17 protein-coding genes are annotated in these 18,396 nt (G+C 60.1%); 8 read left to right on the forward strand and 9 right to left on the reverse strand.

Annotated elements, in window-relative coordinates; all coding sequences use genetic code 11:
* Nucleotides 1-4: 4 nt before the first annotated feature.
* On the forward strand, nucleotides 5-622 hold the full coding sequence (locus tag ACA068_RS16745) for a DNA-3-methyladenine glycosylase family protein (RefSeq protein WP_497303310.1): 618 nt from the start codon (nucleotides 5-7) through the stop codon (nucleotides 620-622).
* Between the two features lie 139 nt (nucleotides 623-761).
* Here the strand turns inward: ACA068_RS16745 and ACA068_RS16750 are convergent, their stop codons facing one another.
* The 3 genes from ACA068_RS16750 to ACA068_RS16760 form a co-directional block, all read right to left on the reverse strand.
* A complete protein-coding gene (locus tag ACA068_RS16750) occupies nucleotides 762-1,859 on the reverse strand; it encodes an extracellular solute-binding protein (RefSeq protein WP_497303312.1) in 1,098 nt (365 codons plus the stop codon).
* 2 nt (nucleotides 1,860-1,861) lie between these two features.
* Nucleotides 1,862-2,986, reverse strand: coding sequence for an agmatine deiminase (gene aguA / locus ACA068_RS16755; RefSeq protein WP_497303313.1), 1,125 nt, complete (start codon nucleotides 2,984-2,986; stop codon nucleotides 1,862-1,864).
* Between the two features lie 100 nt (nucleotides 2,987-3,086).
* Nucleotides 3,087-3,971 carry a LysR substrate-binding domain-containing protein gene (locus tag ACA068_RS16760; RefSeq protein ID WP_497303315.1) on the reverse strand — a complete coding sequence of 295 codons (885 nt, stop codon included), beginning with the start codon at nucleotides 3,969-3,971 and terminating at the stop codon, nucleotides 3,087-3,089.
* A gap of 259 nt (nucleotides 3,972-4,230) precedes the next feature.
* Here ACA068_RS16760 and ACA068_RS16765 point away from each other — a divergent pair, with 259 nt between their 5' ends.
* The 3 genes from ACA068_RS16765 to ACA068_RS16775 all read left to right on the forward strand — a co-directional run bounded on the left by ACA068_RS16765 (nucleotide 4,231) and on the right by ACA068_RS16775 (nucleotide 6,060).
* Entirely contained in the window at nucleotides 4,231-4,635 is a 405-nt protein-coding gene (locus ACA068_RS16765) for a PaaI family thioesterase (protein WP_497303317.1), read from the forward strand.
* Nucleotides 4,636-4,680: 45 nt separating this feature from the next.
* Nucleotides 4,681-5,169: a GFA family protein gene (locus tag ACA068_RS16770; protein WP_497303318.1), complete on the forward strand. Its 489-nt coding sequence runs from the start codon at nucleotides 4,681-4,683 to the stop codon at nucleotides 5,167-5,169.
* 102 nt (nucleotides 5,170-5,271) lie between these two features.
* Nucleotides 5,272-6,060 carry a MipA/OmpV family protein gene (locus ACA068_RS16775; RefSeq protein ID WP_497303320.1) on the forward strand — a complete coding sequence of 263 codons (789 nt, stop codon included), beginning with the start codon at nucleotides 5,272-5,274 and terminating at the stop codon, nucleotides 6,058-6,060.
* 138 nt (nucleotides 6,061-6,198) lie between these two features.
* Here ACA068_RS16775 and ACA068_RS16780 read toward each other — a convergent pair whose 3' ends face one another.
* The 3 genes from ACA068_RS16780 to ACA068_RS16790 all read right to left on the reverse strand — a co-directional run bounded on the left by ACA068_RS16780 (nucleotide 6,199) and on the right by ACA068_RS16790 (nucleotide 8,959).
* Complete coding sequence (locus tag ACA068_RS16780) at nucleotides 6,199-7,485, reverse strand: ATP-binding protein (RefSeq protein WP_497303322.1); 1,287 nt, start codon at nucleotides 7,483-7,485, stop codon at nucleotides 6,199-6,201.
* Nucleotides 7,486-8,193, reverse strand: a complete 708-nt coding sequence (locus ACA068_RS16785; RefSeq protein ID WP_497310611.1) for a winged helix-turn-helix domain-containing protein — start codon at nucleotides 8,191-8,193, stop codon at nucleotides 7,486-7,488. It lies immediately after the preceding gene.
* Between the two features lie 157 nt (nucleotides 8,194-8,350).
* A complete protein-coding gene (locus ACA068_RS16790; protein WP_105345386.1) occupies nucleotides 8,351-8,959 on the reverse strand; it encodes a MiaE family protein in 609 nt (202 codons plus the stop codon).
* A gap of 161 nt (nucleotides 8,960-9,120) precedes the next feature.
* On the opposite strand from ACA068_RS16790, the gene uspL reads away from it, so the two are divergent.
* Complete coding sequence (uspL, locus tag ACA068_RS16795) at nucleotides 9,121-9,984, forward strand: universal stress protein UspL (RefSeq protein ID WP_497303324.1); 864 nt, start codon at nucleotides 9,121-9,123, stop codon at nucleotides 9,982-9,984.
* 125 nt (nucleotides 9,985-10,109) lie between these two features.
* Here uspL and ACA068_RS16800 read toward each other — a convergent pair whose 3' ends face one another.
* Complete coding sequence (locus ACA068_RS16800) at nucleotides 10,110-10,580, reverse strand: DUF1289 domain-containing protein (protein ID WP_008028699.1); 471 nt, start codon at nucleotides 10,578-10,580, stop codon at nucleotides 10,110-10,112.
* Nucleotides 10,581-10,988: 408 nt separating this feature from the next.
* Between ACA068_RS16800 and acnB the strand changes: the two genes are divergently transcribed.
* Nucleotides 10,989-13,598, forward strand: a complete 2,610-nt coding sequence (acnB, locus tag ACA068_RS16805) for a bifunctional aconitate hydratase 2/2-methylisocitrate dehydratase (RefSeq protein WP_497310612.1) — start codon at nucleotides 10,989-10,991, stop codon at nucleotides 13,596-13,598.
* Nucleotides 13,599-13,770: 172 nt separating this feature from the next.
* Here the strand turns inward: acnB and ACA068_RS16810 are convergent, their stop codons facing one another.
* Complete coding sequence (locus ACA068_RS16810; RefSeq protein ID WP_497303327.1) at nucleotides 13,771-15,432, reverse strand: SulP family inorganic anion transporter; 1,662 nt, start codon at nucleotides 15,430-15,432, stop codon at nucleotides 13,771-13,773.
* A 317-nt stretch (nucleotides 15,433-15,749) separates the two neighbouring features.
* Complete coding sequence (locus ACA068_RS16815; RefSeq protein ID WP_497303329.1) at nucleotides 15,750-17,030, reverse strand: serine/threonine transporter; 1,281 nt, start codon at nucleotides 17,028-17,030, stop codon at nucleotides 15,750-15,752.
* Between the two features lie 268 nt (nucleotides 17,031-17,298).
* Between ACA068_RS16815 and ACA068_RS16820 the strand changes: the two genes are divergently transcribed.
* Nucleotides 17,299-17,682, forward strand: coding sequence for a tautomerase family protein (locus ACA068_RS16820; protein ID WP_497303331.1), 384 nt, complete (start codon nucleotides 17,299-17,301; stop codon nucleotides 17,680-17,682).
* A gap of 71 nt (nucleotides 17,683-17,753) precedes the next feature.
* Nucleotides 17,754-18,350 carry a TetR/AcrR family transcriptional regulator gene (locus ACA068_RS16825; protein ID WP_497303333.1) on the forward strand — a complete coding sequence of 199 codons (597 nt, stop codon included), beginning with the start codon at nucleotides 17,754-17,756 and terminating at the stop codon, nucleotides 18,348-18,350.
* The last annotated feature ends 46 nt before the right edge of the window (nucleotides 18,351-18,396 follow it).

Raw genomic sequence — 18,396 nt, forward strand, 5'->3', positions numbered from 1 at the left:
CGTCATGCCCGACCCCTATCTGCCCGCGACTGAGTTTCTATCCTCCATCGATGACGACTGGCGGCGCCACATCGCCGCCGTTGGCCCCTGCCTGCATGAGCCCCACGCAGCTCGCGATCCTTATGAATCGCTGGTGCGGGCGATTGCCTATCAGCAACTGCACGCCAAGGCCGGGGATGCGATTGTCGGCCGGCTGCTGGCGTTGTTTCCGTCGACGACGTTTCCAAGGCCTGAGCAGATTCTGGCGACAGGCTTTGATCCGCTGCGCAGCTGCGGGTTTTCCGCGAGCAAAATTGCGACCATCCAAGGGATTGCGCAGGCGGCTCTGGACGGTGTGGTGCCGGATTACACCACGGCACGGGCGATGGACGATGAGGCGCTGATCGAGCGGTTAATCACCTTGCGCGGTGTTGGCCGCTGGACGGTTGAGATGCTGCTGATTTACAGCCTCGAGCGCCCGGACATTTTGCCGGCGGATGACTTCGGGGTGCGTGAGGGGTATCGCCGGTTGAAGGGCCTGGAGGTTCAGCCGACGCGTAAGCAGATGGTGGAGATTGGCGTGGCGTGGCGTCCGTATCGGACGGTGGCTTCCTGGTATTTGTGGCGGATGACGGGCAAGTAGACCGCGTTATCGTTCATCGCGAGCAAGCCCGCTCCCACAAGGATTTTTGTGTACGCAGCATCTGTGCCCGACACATAACCTGTGGGAGCGGGCTTGCCCGCGAAGGCGATTGCCCATTCACCGAATCACTCAAAGCCGATCACAACCCGGATTTCAACCGACTGAACGCCCGAATCAGCGCCCGGTTGAACGCCTTGCCATTGTCATTCTTGCTATACAACGAAGCCCTCACCTGCGCCGACGGATACGTCCCTGGATCATTACGAATCGCCGGATCAATCAACCCGTCCGCCGCCGTAATCGCATTGGCGTAGTGAATGGTGTCGGTGATCGGCGCAATCACTTCGGGCGTCATCAGGTAATCCATCAACGCCAGCCCGGCCTCGGGGTGCGGTGCATCCTTGGGAATGACCATGGCGTCAAACCAGATCAACGTGCCCTCTTTCGGGATCCGGTAACTGAGCTTGAACGGTTTGTTCGCCGCCTCGGCCTGCCCGGCCGCGATGGCCACGTTGCCGTTCCACGACATCGCCACGCAGGTGTTGCCGTTGGCCAGGTCGCTGATGTTCAGGTCATTGTCGAAGTAGCGAATGTACGGCCGGATCTTCGCCAATTGTTGCTCGGCCAGTTTCAGGTCATCGAGGTTCTGGCGGTTGATGTCCAGCCCCATGTACTTCATGACCGCGGCGAAAACCTCGTTCGGATCGTTGAGCAGACTGACCCCGCAATCGGCAAATTTCGACACCACCGCCGGGTCGAACAGCATCGCCCAACTGTCCCGAGGTGCGTCGGGCAAACGCTGTTTGATCGCCTCTTCCTGATAGCCGACGCCGGTGGTGCCCCAGGCGTAGATGCCGGCATAACGATTGCCCGGATCGAACGCCGCCATGTGCTGGCGGAACTCCTCGCCGACGCCGGCAAAGTGCGGCAGCCGTTGCAGGTTCAGTGTTTGAATCGCCCCGCTCTGGATCGCCCGGGACAGGTGCTGCCCCGCCGTCAGCACCAGGTCATAACCGCTGCGGCCGGTCAGCAGTTTGGTCTCGGCAGTTTCAAGGGAGTCGAAGTGATCGACCACTACATGGATGCCGGTTTTCTTTTCGAAGTTGGTCAGGGTCTCCGGGGCCAGGTACTCGCCCCAGATGTACAGGTTCACCACCGGTTTCGCGGTGTCGGCGGCCTGCACACACAAGGGTGCAAGCACCAGCAATAACGCTTGAGTCAGTTTGTGCAGGCCCATGATTAAACTTCCTTCCTGTTACTGGAGGGGGCGGCGTATTGCGGCATGGTGATGCACGCGACATTGCCGCCACCGAGGAGGATTTCCCGGGAGTTTTCGATGCCGACGATTGTGTGCTTCGGGAACAATTCGGCGAGCGTCGCCTGCGCCGCCTGATCGTTTCGATCACCAAACAGCGGCACCACGATCGAAGAGTTGCCGGCGTAGTAATTGATGTACGACGCGCAGATTTGAGTCCCGGCCTGACGGGTATGGGTGCTGTCTTGCTGGTCCAGGCCTTCGGCTTCTTCAGCGGTCCACTCCAGCACATCCGGTTGCGGCAGCTTGTGCACGATCAACTCGCGGCCACGGCTGTCGCGGGTGCTGCGCAAAATGTCGTAGGCCTCTTGATAGATTTCCCACTGCGGGTCATCGCGATTATCGGTCCATTGCAGCACCACCTCGCCGGGGCGCACGAAGCAGGCGAGATCGTCGACGTGGCCGTCGGTTTCGTCGAACTTGCACCCTCGTGGCAACCAGATAATTTGCTCGGCACCGAGGTAATCGATCAGACGACTGGTCACTTCTTCCTTGCCCAGATGCTGGTTGCGATTGCGGTTGAGCAGGCATTGCTCGGTGGTGAGGATACTGCCCTGGCCGTCACTCTGGATTCCGCCCATCTCAGCAATCAACGTCGCGCGGTAACGGTCAAAGCGTTCGATTTCGAGGATTTTGCTGGCGATCTGATCGTCTTTGTCCCACGGGTAATACAAGCCGCCGTCGAGACCGCCATAGGCGTTGAATTCAAAATCGACGCCACGCACTTCGCCGCTGTCGTCGTTGACCACAAAGCACGGGCCACTGTCGCGGAACCAGGTGTCGTTGCACGTCATTTCCACCACTCGGACCTGAGGCGGCAACTGGCGGCGGGCGGTGGCGAATTGCGCGGCCGAAGCACACACCGTCACCGGTTCGCTCTGGGCAATGGCGGTGACGATCTGCACCCAGACTTTCTGCGCAGGCTTGGCACCGTTGCGCCAGACGTCGGTACGTTCCGGCCAGCCGAGCCAGCAACCGGCCTTGGTTTCGAATTCGCCGGGCAGGCGGAAGCCGTCGAGTTTCGGGGTGGAATCGAGCAAACGTGCCATGGTCAGACCTCATCAGCGGGGATTGGAGTGACCACAGGCTAAGGTCGTCGGCGCCCTCCTCGCCAACGATGATTATTTCGGAATACTTGAATTCAACTCATCAATCGATCAGCTGATCGTTGAACCACTCCAGCATCTGCGCCACGGCCGGACGCTCCAAACGCACCCGCTCACACACCAGTGCATATTGCCCGAGCGCGGTCATGCTGGCGGTGAATGGCCGGACCAGACGACCGCTGAGCAAGTCTTCCTGAGCCGTCAGATTGTCGCCCATGGCCACGCCCTGCCCTTGCGCCGCCGCTTCCAGCGCCAGGCCCGCGTGGGCGAAATACAGTTGGCGTTCGGGACGCTGATCGCCGGCATGACTGGTGAGCCAGGCGGTCCAGGTCTTGCCGTCCTGATCGTCGTGCAGCAGACAATGACGAACCAGATCCTTCGGGGTTTTCAGGGTGCCCTGGTTGAACAGGCCGGGGCTGCACACCGGGAAAAATTGCAACGCTGGCAAGGGCCGGACGAAGTACGCGCTGCTGTCGACCGGGCCGGTGCCGTAGGTGATTGCCAGATCGATGTCTTCACCTGGCGCAGTGGCGTCGATCGGTTGTTCGTAGAGGTGCAGCGTGATGTGCGGATAGCGCGCGTAGAAGTCCGTGAGCCGACTCATCAACCACTTCTGCGCCAGCTCGGCGGTGACCGCCAGGCGCAAGACCGCCAGCGACGACGGGTCGCGCAATTCATCGCAGGCCTCGCCGATCAGCTCGAAGGCGTGCTGCAGGCTTTGCATCAATCGCCCCGCGGCCATGGTCGGGCGGATTTGCCGACCTTCGCGGATGAACAAAGAGACGCCCAAGTGCTCTTCGAGCTGACGGATCTGATGGCTGACGGCGCTGTCGGTGACGCACAGCTCGGCGGCGGCCCGGCCGAAATGAGCGTGGCGGGCGGCGCATTCGAAGGTTCTGAGTGCTGCCAGGGAAGGCAATCGTCGCATGAGTTCAGCCCCGGTGATGAAGGCGACCATGCTGCCTTGGGCATGGGTCGGCGTCCAGTGAGACCGCGTTATCGTTCATCGCGAGCAGGCTCACTCCCACAGGGTTTTGTGAACACTGGAAGTCCAATGTAGGAGCGAGCCTGCTCGCGATGAGGCCAGCACATTCACCACAAATCCTGCGGCCCATCACCCTCCCTTATCCACCATGACATCCCCCAAAACCCGGCGCATGTTGGTGCCTCAACCGGAGGGATTCGCCATGCTCAACGCACTCAAACAGATCAACTCAACCTCAGCCTTCAACCGCTGGGCCGGTTTCGAAGTGACCGCCGCTGCGAGCGGCGAAGCCGAACTGACCCTGGCCTTTCGCGAAGCCGACATGGCGCAATATGCCGGCTTCCTGCACGCCGGCCTGATCGGCGCCCTGCTCGACACGGCTTGCGGATTCGCTGCCGGAACGGTCGCCGGCAACGTGCTGGCCTCGCACTTTTCGGTCAACTGCCTGGCACCCGCCGTCGGTGAAGTGTTCATCGCTCGGGGCCGCGTGGTGAAGGCCGGCAAGAAGCAGGTGTTCGCCCGCGCCGAGCTGTTCGCGCAAACCGGCGACCAGTTGAAACTGGTGGCGACCGGCGATGCGATTCTGGTGCCGGTCGAAGTGCGCTGACGGTCTAGGCTGTCTTGGGTAACCCAACCTTTGTCGGAGGTTCCCATGCAGCTCGAAGGTTCCTGCCATTGCGGCGCTGTGTCGTTCAGTTTGACCAGCGCCCACCCCTACCCGTATCAACGTTGCTACTGCTCGATCTGCCGCAAGACTCAGGGCGGTGGCGGTTACTCGATCAATATTGCCGGTGACGCCGCTAGCCTGAAGGTTCGCGGGCGCAAGCACGTCGCGGTCTACCATGCGCAACTCAAGAACGAAGGCGACAAGCGTGCCCATCGCAGCAGCCTCGGACGACACTTCTGCTCGGTCTGCGGCTCGTGCCTGTGGGTGTATAGCCCCGAATGGCCGGAGCTGATTCACCCGTTCGCGTCGGCCATCGACACCCCGCTGCCGGTGCCGCCGCAACACACGCATTTGTTGCTCGACTCCAAGGCGCCGTGGGTGGAAGCCGACCTGCGTCCCGGGGACAAGCAGTTCGACGTCTATCCCGAAGAGTCCATCGCCGACTGGCATGAACGCCTGGGCTTGAGCCGCTAAAGCCGCTTCACAGTCTTTGACAGTTTCCCGACAAAGCTCTCAAAGATTGCCAGCCGGCAGCCGCCTAGCATGGGCGCATCCAACCTCCCCTCGGGTGCTCCCATGTTACGTTCGCTGTGTCTGTCGTTACCTTCGTTTTGCCTGCTCTTTCCCGCCGACTCGTTACGCGCTGAAGACTGGCAATACACCTTACGCGCCGGCGCCGCCAACGTGCCGCGTTACAGCGGCAGCGACGAGCGCGTGGTGGCGCCGCTGCTGGGCGGCAAGGTGGTCAGCCCGTATGGAATCTTTCTGGACTCTGAAAAGGGATTGGGCTGGGCGTTTGATGATGACGACTTCGGCCTGAGCGTGTACATCGGCGCGAGCGATGTGCGCAAGGATCGCAAGACCGGATTCAAAGGCTCGGATGAGCTGAACGGCATGGGCTCGATCAAGTCGCGGCCTGCGTTGGGTCTGGACGGGACCTATAACATGGGGCCATTCATTCTCGGTGCCAGTTTCGAACATGCGCGGGAAGAGGACGATGACGATCGCGACACTGGCTCTTCCTGGAATCGCCTGAAACTGAGTATCAGCGCGCCGTTGTATGAGGGTGACTACGGCAAGGTCGTGGGCAGTCTGAACAGTCAGTTTGGTGACAGTCATTACGTGCGCACCTGGTATGGCGTCAGCGCCGCCCAGGCTTCGCGCAGCCGTTTCAGGGCGCATGACACCCACGGCGGACTGGTGAGTCGCGGGGCGGCGTTGACCTGGTCGATGCCGATTGATGATCAGTGGAGTGTGTCGACAGTGCTGGCCGTGCAATATCTGGCGGGTGATGCGGCGGACAGTCCGATTGTCGAGCGGCGGATGCAGACCTCATTGGGTGGGCAGGTGCTGTACACCTTTTGATAATGCTTTGTTGCTGATGGCCTCTTCGCGGGCAAGCCTCGCTCCTACAGGGGTTTGTGTCGTTCGCGACTATTGTGAACTACCCATCTCCTGTAGGAGCGAGGCTTGCCCGCGAAGGCGTCAGTGAGAACAACACAATCAATCCTGATGCGCCCACGTCATGCGAAACGACGCTCCACCCCAAGGCGAATCCCCCACTTCCACCTGCCCGCCATGGGATTGCGACACACGCCGCACCAACGCCAACCCCAAACCAAAGCCACCCGTGCGGCGATCACGGCTGGCGTCGAGGCGTGAGAACGGTTCGAAGATTTTCTCGCGCCCGTCCACCGGCACACCCGGTCCATCATCGTTGACCCGCACTTCGTAGCGATCACCGGTACGGACCAACGATACCTCCACCCGCTCATCGGCATAACGAATGGCATTGCGCAGCAGGTTGATTACCGCGCGGGCCATAAAGCGCGGCTCGATGCGCACCTCCTCGACCTGACACTCGACAATCAACAACTGCACCCCGGCAGCCTCGGCCTCCAGGGCCACGCTGCCGACCACGCTGTCCAGCCAACTGTTGGCCTGGATGTTTTCCCGAGTGATGACCGTGGCGCCGCGTTCAAGGCTGGCGTAGGTCAGCAGCTCGGAGACCATTTCTTCGAGTTCGCCAAGGTCGGCGTACATGTCGGCAATCAGTTCGCGGTTCTGGGTCGGATCGGTTTGTTGCTTGAGCTGATCGAGTTCGAATGACAAGCGGGCAATCGGCGTGCGCAACTCATGGGACACCGCGTTGGTCAGCTCGCGCTGATTGGCGATCAAGCCTTCGATGCGCGCCGCCATCAGGTTGAAGTGCCCGGACAGGTCACGAATGTTCGAGCGCTTGGACAGCTGGATCCGCGACGACAGGTCGTTATCGCCAAAACGTTCGGCCGCCAGGCGCAGCTTTTCCAGGTCTCGCCAATGCGGGCGTACCCAGAACATCAACACGAAACCGATCATCACCGCGATCATCAGATAGGCCGCGGCAATGTAGAACGGCATCAGACTGGGCTCAGCCGGCAGCTTGATGCTGAGCAGTTGCGAACCCTCGTCAATGCGTGAAATGAACTGCGTGTACTTGTCGCGAATCACCAGCAGCCCTTGGGCCAACTCGGCTTTCTCCTGATCGGTCAGGGACAGTTGACTGCTCTCGACCAGGCTCAGGCCCAAGCCATAGTGCGGGCGCACCGCTTCCAGTTCGCGCTCCCGGTCCGAGCCGTCCATATCGCGTAACTGCTCGGCGAGCGACCAGGCCTGGCCACGCACCGCCTCGCGGTTGTAGCTCTGCATCTGACCATCGAGAAGCGCATCGAACGTGCGCTCGACCGTTTGCAACCCCAGTACCAGGCCGACCGTCATCACCAGAAACAGCCCAAGAAATAACCGCAGCATTTACAGCTCCCACGCAAACGGATTGAACAGGTAACCCTTGCCCCAGATGGTCTTGATGCACACCGGTTCGCGCGGGTTGTCCTTGAGCTTGCCGCGCAACTTGCTGATGTAGACATCAACGCTGCGATTGAGACCGTCGAAGGCGATACCGCGCATGCGGTTGAGGATGTCGTCGCGGGACAGAATCTTGCCGGCGGCACTGGCCAGCAACCACAGCAGCTCGAACTCCATGGTGGTCATGTCGATGACCTCCCCCGACAACCGCACTTCGCGACAGCTGCGGTCGATGCTCAGGTTGCCGAACTCCAGGGCGCTGCACACGCTGCTGTCCGGCGCCTGACGCCGTTGCAACGCACGCAGGCGGGCCAGCAGCACCGGCGGTTTGATCGGCTTGATCACGTAGTCGTCGGCGCCGGACTCCAGGCCGAGGATGTGGTCGAGGTCGTCTTCCTTGGCGGTCAGGATGACGATCGGCGTGTCAGAGACGCTGCGAATCTCGCGGCACACGTGCAGGCCGCTCTGCCCGGGCAGCATCAGGTCGAGCACGACGATTTTCGGTTTGAATTCGAGGAACGCGGCCAACGCGAGGTCACCGCGGAGCACCTGGCGGACCTCAAAGCCATGTTGGGACAGGAAATGCGCGATCAGCCCGGCAAGCTTCTCGTCGTCTTCCACCAGCAATACTTTGCCAAAACCCAGGTTATCCATAACGACCGTCTGCCAACCCTTGTGTGAAGTGGGCGGCATTATGGCGCCAATCGGTGACGGGACGGTGAGGACGGGCAGCAAAAACCGGCCTCGGGGGCCGGTTTTCAGTGATCTTTCATACTCTTAAGAGTTTTTAACAATTCAGACGCAAAGATTTTCACGCCGCTGCCGGGACACCGCTGTGAAAACGGAACTCCACGTCCGGTGATTCGATCAGCTCCTGCTCGGCAGCGCGAACCCGGTCAATGACCTGGGCAATGTCCTTGGCATCACCGTATTGGTAAGCCAGTTTCAGGTAACCCTGGAAATGCCGCGCTTCGCTTTTCAGCAGGCCGAAATAGAACTTGCCCAGTTCTTCGTCCAGATGCGGCACCAGCGCCTCGAAACGCTCACAGCTGCGGGCCTCGATAAACGCGCCGACCACCAACGTGTCCACCAGCTTGACCGGCTCGTGGCTGCGCACCACTTTGCGCAAGCCAGAGGCATAACGCCCGGCGGACAGCTGACGCAGCTCGATCTTGCGCTTTTTCATCAGGCGCATGACCTGCTCGTGGTGCACCAGTTCTTCCCGGGCCAGGCGCGACATCAGGTTGATCAGGTCGACATGAGAGTGATACTTGGCGATCAGGCTCAACGCCGTGCTGGCCGCCTTGAACTCACAGTTCTTGTGGTCGATCAACAACGTTTCCTGATCGGCAAGCGCTGCCTGGACCCAGCCATCGGGGGTGCGGCAGCCGAGGAACTCGTGAATTTCGGGAAGGATCATGGGGCTCACGGAATAAAAGGTCTGAATCGAAGGGCGCCGATTATACCGGCCTGCCGCAAGACCACCAGTCGCCGCCGTTGATATGCATCAAGTACCGGGTTGGCGACGAACAACTATAGTTGTCCAACGCAGTATTTTTTACCTTCCTGGAGATCCCGATCATGCAAGCCATTCGCAGCATCCTGGTGGTCATCGAACCCGAACACTCAGAAAGCCTGGCGCTCAAACGGGCCAAACTGATTGCTGGCGTAACCCAGGCTCATCTGCATCTGCTGGTGTGCGATCGCAAGCATGACCATAGCGGCATGTTGGGCGTGCTCAAGGCAGCCCTGATCGAGGACGGCTACAGCGTCACCACCGAGCAGGCCTGGAATGAGAGCCTGCATGAAACCATCGTCGATGTGCAGCAGGCGGAAGGCTGCGGGCTGGTGGTCAAACAGCATTACCCCGACAGCCCGTTGAAAAAAGCGCTGCTGACCCCGGCGGACTGGAAACTGCTGCGTTATTGCCCGACGCCGGTGCTGCTCGTCAAAACCTCGAAACCCTGGACCGGCGGGGTCATTCTCGCGGCCATCGACGTCGGCAATACCGACGGCGACCACCGCACGTTGCACGCCGCGATCGTCGATCACGGTTACGACATCGCCAGCCTGGCAAAGGCCAAGTTACACGTGGTCAGCGCGCATCCGTCACCGATGCTGTCCGCGGCTGACCCGACGTTGCAGCTCAGCGAAACCATCGAGGCGCGCTATCGCGAGCAGTGCAGATCGTTCCAGGCCGAGTTCGATATCGATGATGAACACCTGCACATCGAGGAAGGCCCGGCGGATGTGTTGATTCCGTACATGGTCCACAAACTGCAGGCGGCAGTGACGGTGATCGGCACCGTGGCGCGGTCCGGGTTGTCCGGAGCGTTGATCGGGAATACGGCGGAGGTGGTGCTGGATGCGGTGGAGAGCGATGTGCTGGTGCTGAAGCCGGATGCAATCATGGATCATCTGGAAGAGATTGTGACTCAGCATTGAGATTTGCGGCGTCAGGTAGTACGCCTTCGCGGGCAAGCCTCGCTCCTACAGGTTTTGTTGATCACACCCGTTGTGTACGACACAAACCCTGTAGGAGCGAGGCTTGCCCGCGAGGCTCTTAATGTTCAGCCGCCAAAAGCGTCTTTCAGAAACCCCGGCGCAATGTAGCGCTGATAATGCGCCTCAGAGAGCAAAAAGAATTCCCGATCAATGGCATCACGCAATTCCGGCAAGTTCCAGTCGCGAAACTCCGGCATCAGCACCATCCCGTAGGCTTCCAGATTGTTGATGACCCGCGCACCACGGGCGATCAGCTGATAAGCCCAGCAATATTCTGACTGATGCGGCACAAAGCGGATCTTGCGCTGTTCCAGTTGCAAGCGCAGGCGCTGGGGATCGAAAACCTCCAGCTTGCTGGCCATCACCTGGGACAACAGCTGCTCAAGACGCAGCCACACCGCGCGCTTTTCCTCCTCGTTGTAACCATTCCAGTTGATCACTTCATGGTGGAAACGCTTGCAGCCACGGCACACCAGATCACCGTAAACAGTGGAACAGAGGCCGACGCAGGGGGTCTTGATGGTCTGATTGGGCATAGGTAGGCAAAACACGGGAAAGCAGAACAGGCCGGCATGTTAGCCCTTTGTCTAACATTGATCACCCCTCAATCTTGAGGGGCTAACTTACCTTTAATTTTTTTTTGCCGTAGAATCAGCCAGCCTTTTAAGGCGCCAATGTCCGTTAGAAGCTGTTTTCAAAGCGTCACGAGCACAGTCGTTCCTTCAGAGCGGTGTTGGCGAAGGGTTTTTCCAGCGGGGAAAAGCTCTACGCCAACCCTCATCAGCTCCCCGTTCTGCAGGCGTAAAACTTTGAAAGCAGCTTCTGTAAGGAATTGTCGGTAATTCTGGCTAAGTGGCCCACAACGCCACGCAGCGCATGAGTACGGCAATTTCGGGATGAGCGTCCCGGACACCCATTTGGGACCACTGATGAGGGTAATAACTGTGCTTGAAGCCTACCGCAAACATATCGAAGAGCGTGCAGCACTGGGTATCGTTCCCCAGCCGCTAAACGCCGAACAAACTGCAGGCCTGGTCGAGCTGCTGAAGAATCCCCCGGCTGGCGAAGAAGCTTTCCTCGTTGACCTGATCACCAATCGCATTCCGCCAGGTGTGGACGAAGCCGCCTATGTAAAGGCCGGTTTTCTCTCTGCCCTCGCCAAAGGCGAAGCAAAATCCCCTCTGATCGACAAGAAACGCGCTGTTGAACTGCTCGGCACCATGCAGGGCGGCTACAACATCGTGACCCTGGTCAACCTGCTGGACGACGCCGAACTGGCGCCAGTGGCTGCCAAAGAACTCAAGCACACCCTGCTGATGTTCGACGCCTTCCACGACGTCGCGGAAAAAGCCAAGAGCGGCAACGTTCACGCCAAAGGCGTGCTGCAATCCTGGGCTGACGGCGAGTGGTTCAAGAACCGCCCTGTGCTGGCCGACAAGATCAGCCTGCGCGTGTTCAAGGTCACCGGCGAAACCAACACCGACGACCTGTCCCCTGCCCCGGACGCCTGGTCCCGCCCGGACATCCCGCTGCACGCCCTGGCCATGCTGAAAATGGCCCGCGAAGGCATCGTGCCTGACGCCCAAGGCGTGACTGGCCCGATGAAGCAGATCGAAGAAATGCGCGGTCAAGGCTTCCCTATCGCCTACGTCGGTGACGTGGTCGGTACCGGTTCTTCGCGTAAATCCGCCACCAACTCGGTGTTGTGGTTCTTCGGCGACGACGTTCCTAACGTGCCGAACAAGCGTGCTGGCGGTTTCTGCTTCGGCAGCAAGATCGCTCCAATCTTCTACAACACTATGGAAGATGCGGGCGCACTGCCAATCGAATTCGACGTTACCAACATGAATATGGGCGACGTGATCGACCTGTACCCGCATGCTGGCAAAGTCTGCAAACACGGCACTGACGAAGTCCTGACCACCTTCGAAATGAAGACCCCGGTGCTGTTGGACGAAGTTCGCGCTGGCGGCCGTATCCCGCTGATCATCGGTCGCGGCCTGACCGACAAGGCGCGTGCCGAACTGGGCCTGGGCCCTACCGACCTGTTCAAACTGCCTGAAGCACCTGTCGACACCGGCAAAGGCTTCACCCTGGCACAGAAAATGGTCGGCAAGGCGTGCGGTCTGCCGGAAGGCAAAGGCGTTCGTCCTGGCACCTACTGCGAACCGAAGATGACCACCGTCGGTTCTCAGGACACCACCGGTCCTATGACCCGTGACGAACTGAAAGACCTGGCGTGCCTGGGCTTCTCGACCGATCTGGTAATGCAGTCCTTCTGCCACACTGCGGCCTATCCAAAGCCGATCGACGTGACCACCCACCACACCCTGCCAGACTTCATCATGACCCGCGGCGGCGTTTCCCTGCGTCCGGGCGACGGCATCATCCACAGCTGGCTGAACCGCATGCTGCTGCCGGACACCGTCGGTACCGGTGGTGACTCGCACACCCGTTTCCCGATGGGCATTTCGTTCCCGGCCGGTTCTGGCCTGGTAGCGTTCGCCGCCGCCACTGGCGTTATGCCGCTGGACATGCCGGAATCGATCCTGGTGCGCTTCAAAGGCAAAATGCAACCGGGCGTCACCCTGCGTGACCTGGTTCACGCCATTCCTTACTTCGCAATTCAGGCTGGCCTGCTGACCGTTGAGAAGAAAGGCAAGAAGAACGCCTTCTCCGGCCGCATCCTGGAAATCGAAGGCCTGGACAACCTGAGCATCGAGCAGGCTTTCGAGCTGTCCGACGCCTCGGCTGAACGTTCGGCTGCCGGTTGCACCATCAAGCTGTCGAAAGAGTCGATCACCGAGTACCTGAACTCCAACATCACCCTGCTGCGCTGGATGATCGGTGAAGGCTACGGCGATGCGCGTACCCTGGAACGTCGCGCTCAAGCGATGGAAGCCTGGGTTGCCAACCCTGAGCTGATGGTTGCCGATGCTGACGCCGAATACGCTGAAATCATCGAAATCGACCTGGCCGACATCAAAGAGCCTGTGCTCTGCGCGCCAAACGACCCGGACGACGCCCGTCTGCTGTCCAGCGTTGCTGGCGAGAAGATCGACGAAGTGTTCATCGGTTCGTGCATGACCAACATCGGTCACTTCCGCGCTGCCGGTAAACTGCTGGATCAGGTCAAGGGTCAGCTTCCAACCCGTCTGTGGCTGTCGCCGCCGACCAAGATGGACGCTCACCAGCTGACCGAAGAAGGCTACTACGGCATCTACGGCAAGGCCGGCGCACGCATGGAAATGCCAGGCTGCTCGCTGTGCATGGGTAACCAGGCACGTGTAGAGCCGAACTCCACCGTGGTGTCGACGTCGACCCGTAACTTCCCGAACCGTCTGGGTGACGGCGCGAACGTCTACCTGGCTTCGGCTGAGCTGGCGTCTGTTGCTTCCATCCTGGGTCGCCTGCCGACCGTCGAGGAGTACATGGAATACGCTGGCAAGATCGACAGCATGGCGGCCGACGTTTACCGCTACCTGTCCTTCGATCAGATCGCCGAGTTCCGTGAAGCTGCTGCGAACGCCAACATCCCGGTCGTTCAAGCCTAACGCTGCAACGCAGTAAAAGACGCCGCCCATCGTGAGATGAGCGGCGTTTTTTTATGCCTGCAGGGTTCGCACATTCCCCATTGTGGGAGCGAGCCTGCTCGCGAAAGCGGCCTGTCAGTCGACATAGATGTGGCTGCCAGACCGCAATCGCGAGCAGGCTCGCTCCCACAGGTTATGTGGATGGGTTGAGGGCTTGCTGCACTGCGCCGTCGACGCTCAAGCCACTGAGAATCACCTGCTCCAGTTCCTGCGTCGGTAACTGTGCGAGCACCGCTTTGGCTTCGTGCTTGAGCCGCGCCAGGATCAACAGCATGTCCAGCGCCCGCACCTGCAAAAAGAACGCTTCCAGCGCTTCGATGCTGGTGCCGTCCAGATCGGGGGATTCTTCCAGGCTGAGAATGACGGTATGCACCGGCGGCTGCGCGTGCCGGGCCAGATGCAGTGCACCGCCCAAAATGCGCTCCACGTTGGCAAAAAACAGCGCCTCGCTGGGCCTTACGATCAGCACGCAGGGGATTGCCCGGGCATCGGGATGGCGTTGCAGATCGACATAATCATGACCGTCACCCATTTGCCCCAGTACCTGAATATCCGCCGAAGACATCTGTTTGAGCATCAGCACCACGCTGATCACCACCGCCACCAGCAAGCCGTCCAGCACGCCAAGCACCAACACGGCGGCCACCGCGCAGATCACCAGCAAACGATCGCGACGCCAGATGAAATACCGACCCAATGGCTGCAGGCTCAAGCCGCGCGCCAGTGCATGAATGACGATGGCGGCCAGCACCGGCTCGGGCGTCAAGGCAATCCAGGGCAACACGGTCAAGACAATCAGCAACACCACCCCCGCCGCTACCGCACCGGCCAGGCGTGAACCGGCACCGGCCGCCTCATTGGCCGACGTCGCGGAGTAACCGGCGCCCGTCGGCATGCCATGGAACAGGCCTGACAGCAGATTGGCCGCACCGAGGGCCAGCAGATCGCGGTTCGAGGAAACCCGGTCACCATGCTTGAGTGCAAACGAGGTAATCGATCCATAGGATTCGGCATACAGAATCATCACCATGGCAAACGCCAATTCCCCCAGGTGCAGCCAGTCGGCAAACGGCAGCACCGGCAGGCGGGGCACTTCAAGGCTCAGGTCGATCACACCGATCAGTTTCACTCCGTAGGCCGGCAGGTTCAGCCATTGGCCGGCAGCAATGCCGAGCGCCACCACCAGCAGGCCTCCCGGTAATCGCCGAAAACGTGCGCACACCCACAACACCAGCAGCGCCACCGCTGCGACCAGCAAGCCAACCCGATTCCACTGCGGCCATTGCTCCAGCAATTGCGGCAGGAAACGGATCAGGTTGCCGTTGCTCAAGTGCACGTCAACGATGCTCGCCACTTGCTTGAAGATGATGGTCACGGCCAGCCCGAATGCAAAGCCGCGCAGTACCGGTTTGGCGATAAACGAGGTCGCGCTGCCGAGCTTGAACAGCCCGGCCAACAGGAAGAAACCACCGGTCACCAGCACCAGGCCGACCGCCAGGGTCATGCGCAGGCCTGAATCACCGTTGGCCAGCGTCGCGGTGGCGGCTGCCAGCACCGCTGCCGAGGATGAGGTCGCGGAAACAATGGCGAAACGACTGGTGCCGAACAGTCCGTAGCAAAGCAGCCCGGCAAACAACGCAATCACCCCCGCCTGGGGCGGCAGCGCGGCGATACTGGAATAGGCAACCGCTTCGGGCAATAACAAACCGGCAATCGACAAACCGGCCAGGACGTCGAGCCAGCGGTTAGGTGTATCGGCACGGGGTTGCACCGATGCGCCGTGGGCACCTGCCATAAAGCGTCTCCAGAGAAAGGGGCAATCCTGCGGCAAACGGTCTACGACGCGCTGATGCAGGCGCAAGCTTAGTCGCTAATCCCGGGCAACGGGTGCGCTGGGTCAGGAGTGTGAGTTCTGCTGCACAATAAAAAACGCCGCCCATCGAGAGATGAGCAGCGTTTTTTATGCCATGAACAAATGAGCGGCTCACGGCCTGGTCAACGTGAGGACCGAGTCACTCCAATCGCGAACAGGCTCACTCCCACAAGGACCGCGCAGAACCTGTGGGAGCGGGCCTGCTCGCGAAAGCAGCCTCACAGCCCCAAAAGCATCTATCAGGCCGTCAGCGAATAGATCAACGCCGTAATCGCTACCAGGCCCACCGCCGTCACGAAGACATTGGACGCCTGACCTCGGAAGCGCGCCATCGCCGGCACTTTGCGGATTGCGTACATCGGCATCAGGAACAGGATCGCCGCGATGACCGGGCCGCCGAGGGTTTCGATCATGCCGAGGATGCTCGGGTTCAGGGTCGCGACAATCCAGCACACCACCAGCATGAACGCGGCGGTCATGCGGTCCAGCGTCTTGGGCGCCGGGCGTTTGCCGCTTTTCACGATCAGGCCTTTAAGCCCTTCGCTGGCGCCGATGTAGTGGCCCAGGAACGATTTGGAAATGGCCACAAATGCAATCAAGGGCGCCGCAAAAGCGATGGTCGGGTTGCTGAAGTGGTTGGCCAGGTACGACAGGACCGACAGGTTCTGCGCCTTGGCTTCCGCCAGTTGCCCCGGCGACAGGGTCAGCACGCAGCTGAAGACGAAGAACAGCACCATCACGACCATCAAGATGTGGGCGCGGGACAGGATCTGCGAGCTGCGTTTTTCAGCGTGTTCGCCGTAACGACGTTTCTGGTCCACCGCAAACGCCGAGATGATCGGCGAGTGGTTGAACGAGAACACCATCACCGGAATCGCCAGCCACAAGGTGTGCAGCAGCGCCGAGGGTTCAGGCAGGGTCGACGCCGTGGCCAGGATGCCGCCGTTCCAGTGCGGGATCAGGAACACCGCGAGGAACAGCAGCGCCACAATGAACGGGTACACCATCAGGCTCATGGCCTTGACGATCACCTGCTCGCCGCAGCGCACCACGGCCAACAGGCCAAGGATCAGCACCAACGACAGCACGGCGCGCGGTGGCGGCATGATGTGCAGTTGATGCTCGAGGAAACTGCCCACGGTATTGGTCAGGGCCACGCTGTAGATCAGCAGGATCGGGAAGATCGCGAAGAAGTACAGCAAGGTGATCAGCGCACCGGCCTTGATGCCGAAGTGTTCTTCCACCACTTCGGTGATGTCCGCGCCTTCGCGTCCAGACAGCACGAAACGGGTCAGGCCACGGTGTGCATAGAAGGTCATGGGGAACGCCAATGCCGCAAGGATCAGCAACGGCCAGAAACCGCCCAGCCCCGCATTGATCGGCAAAAACAGAGTACCGGCCCCGATGGCGGTGCCAAACAGGCCCAGCATCCAGGTGGTGTCATGGCGATTCCAGCTGGTGAGAGTCGCTGGTGTCGCCGCTACATAGCGTTCGTCGACGCTATTGGCCTGATCATTCATCCGGTGAGATCTCCGCATTCCGGTCATTTGCTACCCGGTCAGGACGAGTCGGAAAAATCCGACGGGCAGCGCCCTGGCCGAAACAGGGGCGCGATTGTCCGGGATTAATCAACAGAAGCAAAGACTTAGCTGAGGAGCGGTTATGCGGATCAGTTTTCCTGGCGCTTTTACCAATTAGATGTTTTAAAACATCTATTTGATAAAGAAGAAGCGTCCTGTACTTTCAATCCTGACTGCTGACCGGCAGCCTTGATTGCGGAGTCCTCTCATGCCACTTGTTCGCGTCGATATCAAAAAGCATCAAGACCCTGTTTTCGCCAAACGTGTCGGGCAGTTGATTTACGCTGCCATGCACAGCGCCATTGGCGTGCCGGAAAACGATAACTTCCAGATTCTTGCCGAGCACGATGAACAGCATTTCATCTTTGATCCCGGCTACCTGGGCATCAATCGCACCGACAGCCTGGTGGTGATTCAGATCACCCTGAGCGAAGGCCGCACCGTCGAGCAGAAAAAACTCCTCTATAAAACCATCGCCGAGAGCCTCAACACGGAACTGGCGGTGCGCCTGGAAGATGTGTTTATCAATCTGGTGGAGGTGAAGAAAGAGAACTGGTCGTTTGGCAACGGCATTGCTCAATACGCCCTTTGAGCGGCCTGACACGCGACCCACTGCCCCCTATGATGCTGTCACCCATACACTCTCAACACCTGTGAGCCGCCATGCCTCGAGTCTCCCGTAAACAAGCCGAACTCAACCGCGAGATTATCGTTGAAGCCGCCACACGCCTGTTTCGCGAGCGCGGCCTGCACGGGATCAGCGTTGTCGATGTGATGGGCGCGGCCGGCTTGACCCATGGCGGGTTCTACGGCCATTTCGACTCCAAGGAAGCGCTGGCGAAGGAGGCCTGCACTCGGGCGTTCACCCAGTCGATGGAACGCTGGAAACAGAAAATCGACGCCAACGATGACAACGTCTCGGCCCGCGCGAGCATCATCGCGCCCTACCTGTCGGCGGCCAATCGCGACAATCCGGGCGAAAGCTGCCCGGTCACGGCGTTTGCCGGCGACATGTGCCATGAAACCGCCGAAAGCGGCTTGCACCAGACCTACACCGAAGGGCTGGAAGCTTTGTTGCAGATGCTCACCCCTTTGATGGGTTCGGATCAGCCCGAAGCCAATCGCCAACAAGCCTTGGTGGATTATTCCTTGATGGTTGGCGCGCTGACCCTGGCCCGCGCCACGCGGGGGAATGAACTGTCTGATGAGATTCTCGACGCCGCCCGCCATTTTCTGACCTCGCAAGGTGAATCAGTCTGATCAACGGCGTGTGCAATCCCCTGTCGTTGCTAAACTCCTCTGGAAT

It is taken from the genome of Pseudomonas sp. LBUM1660 (assembly GCF_059695935.1).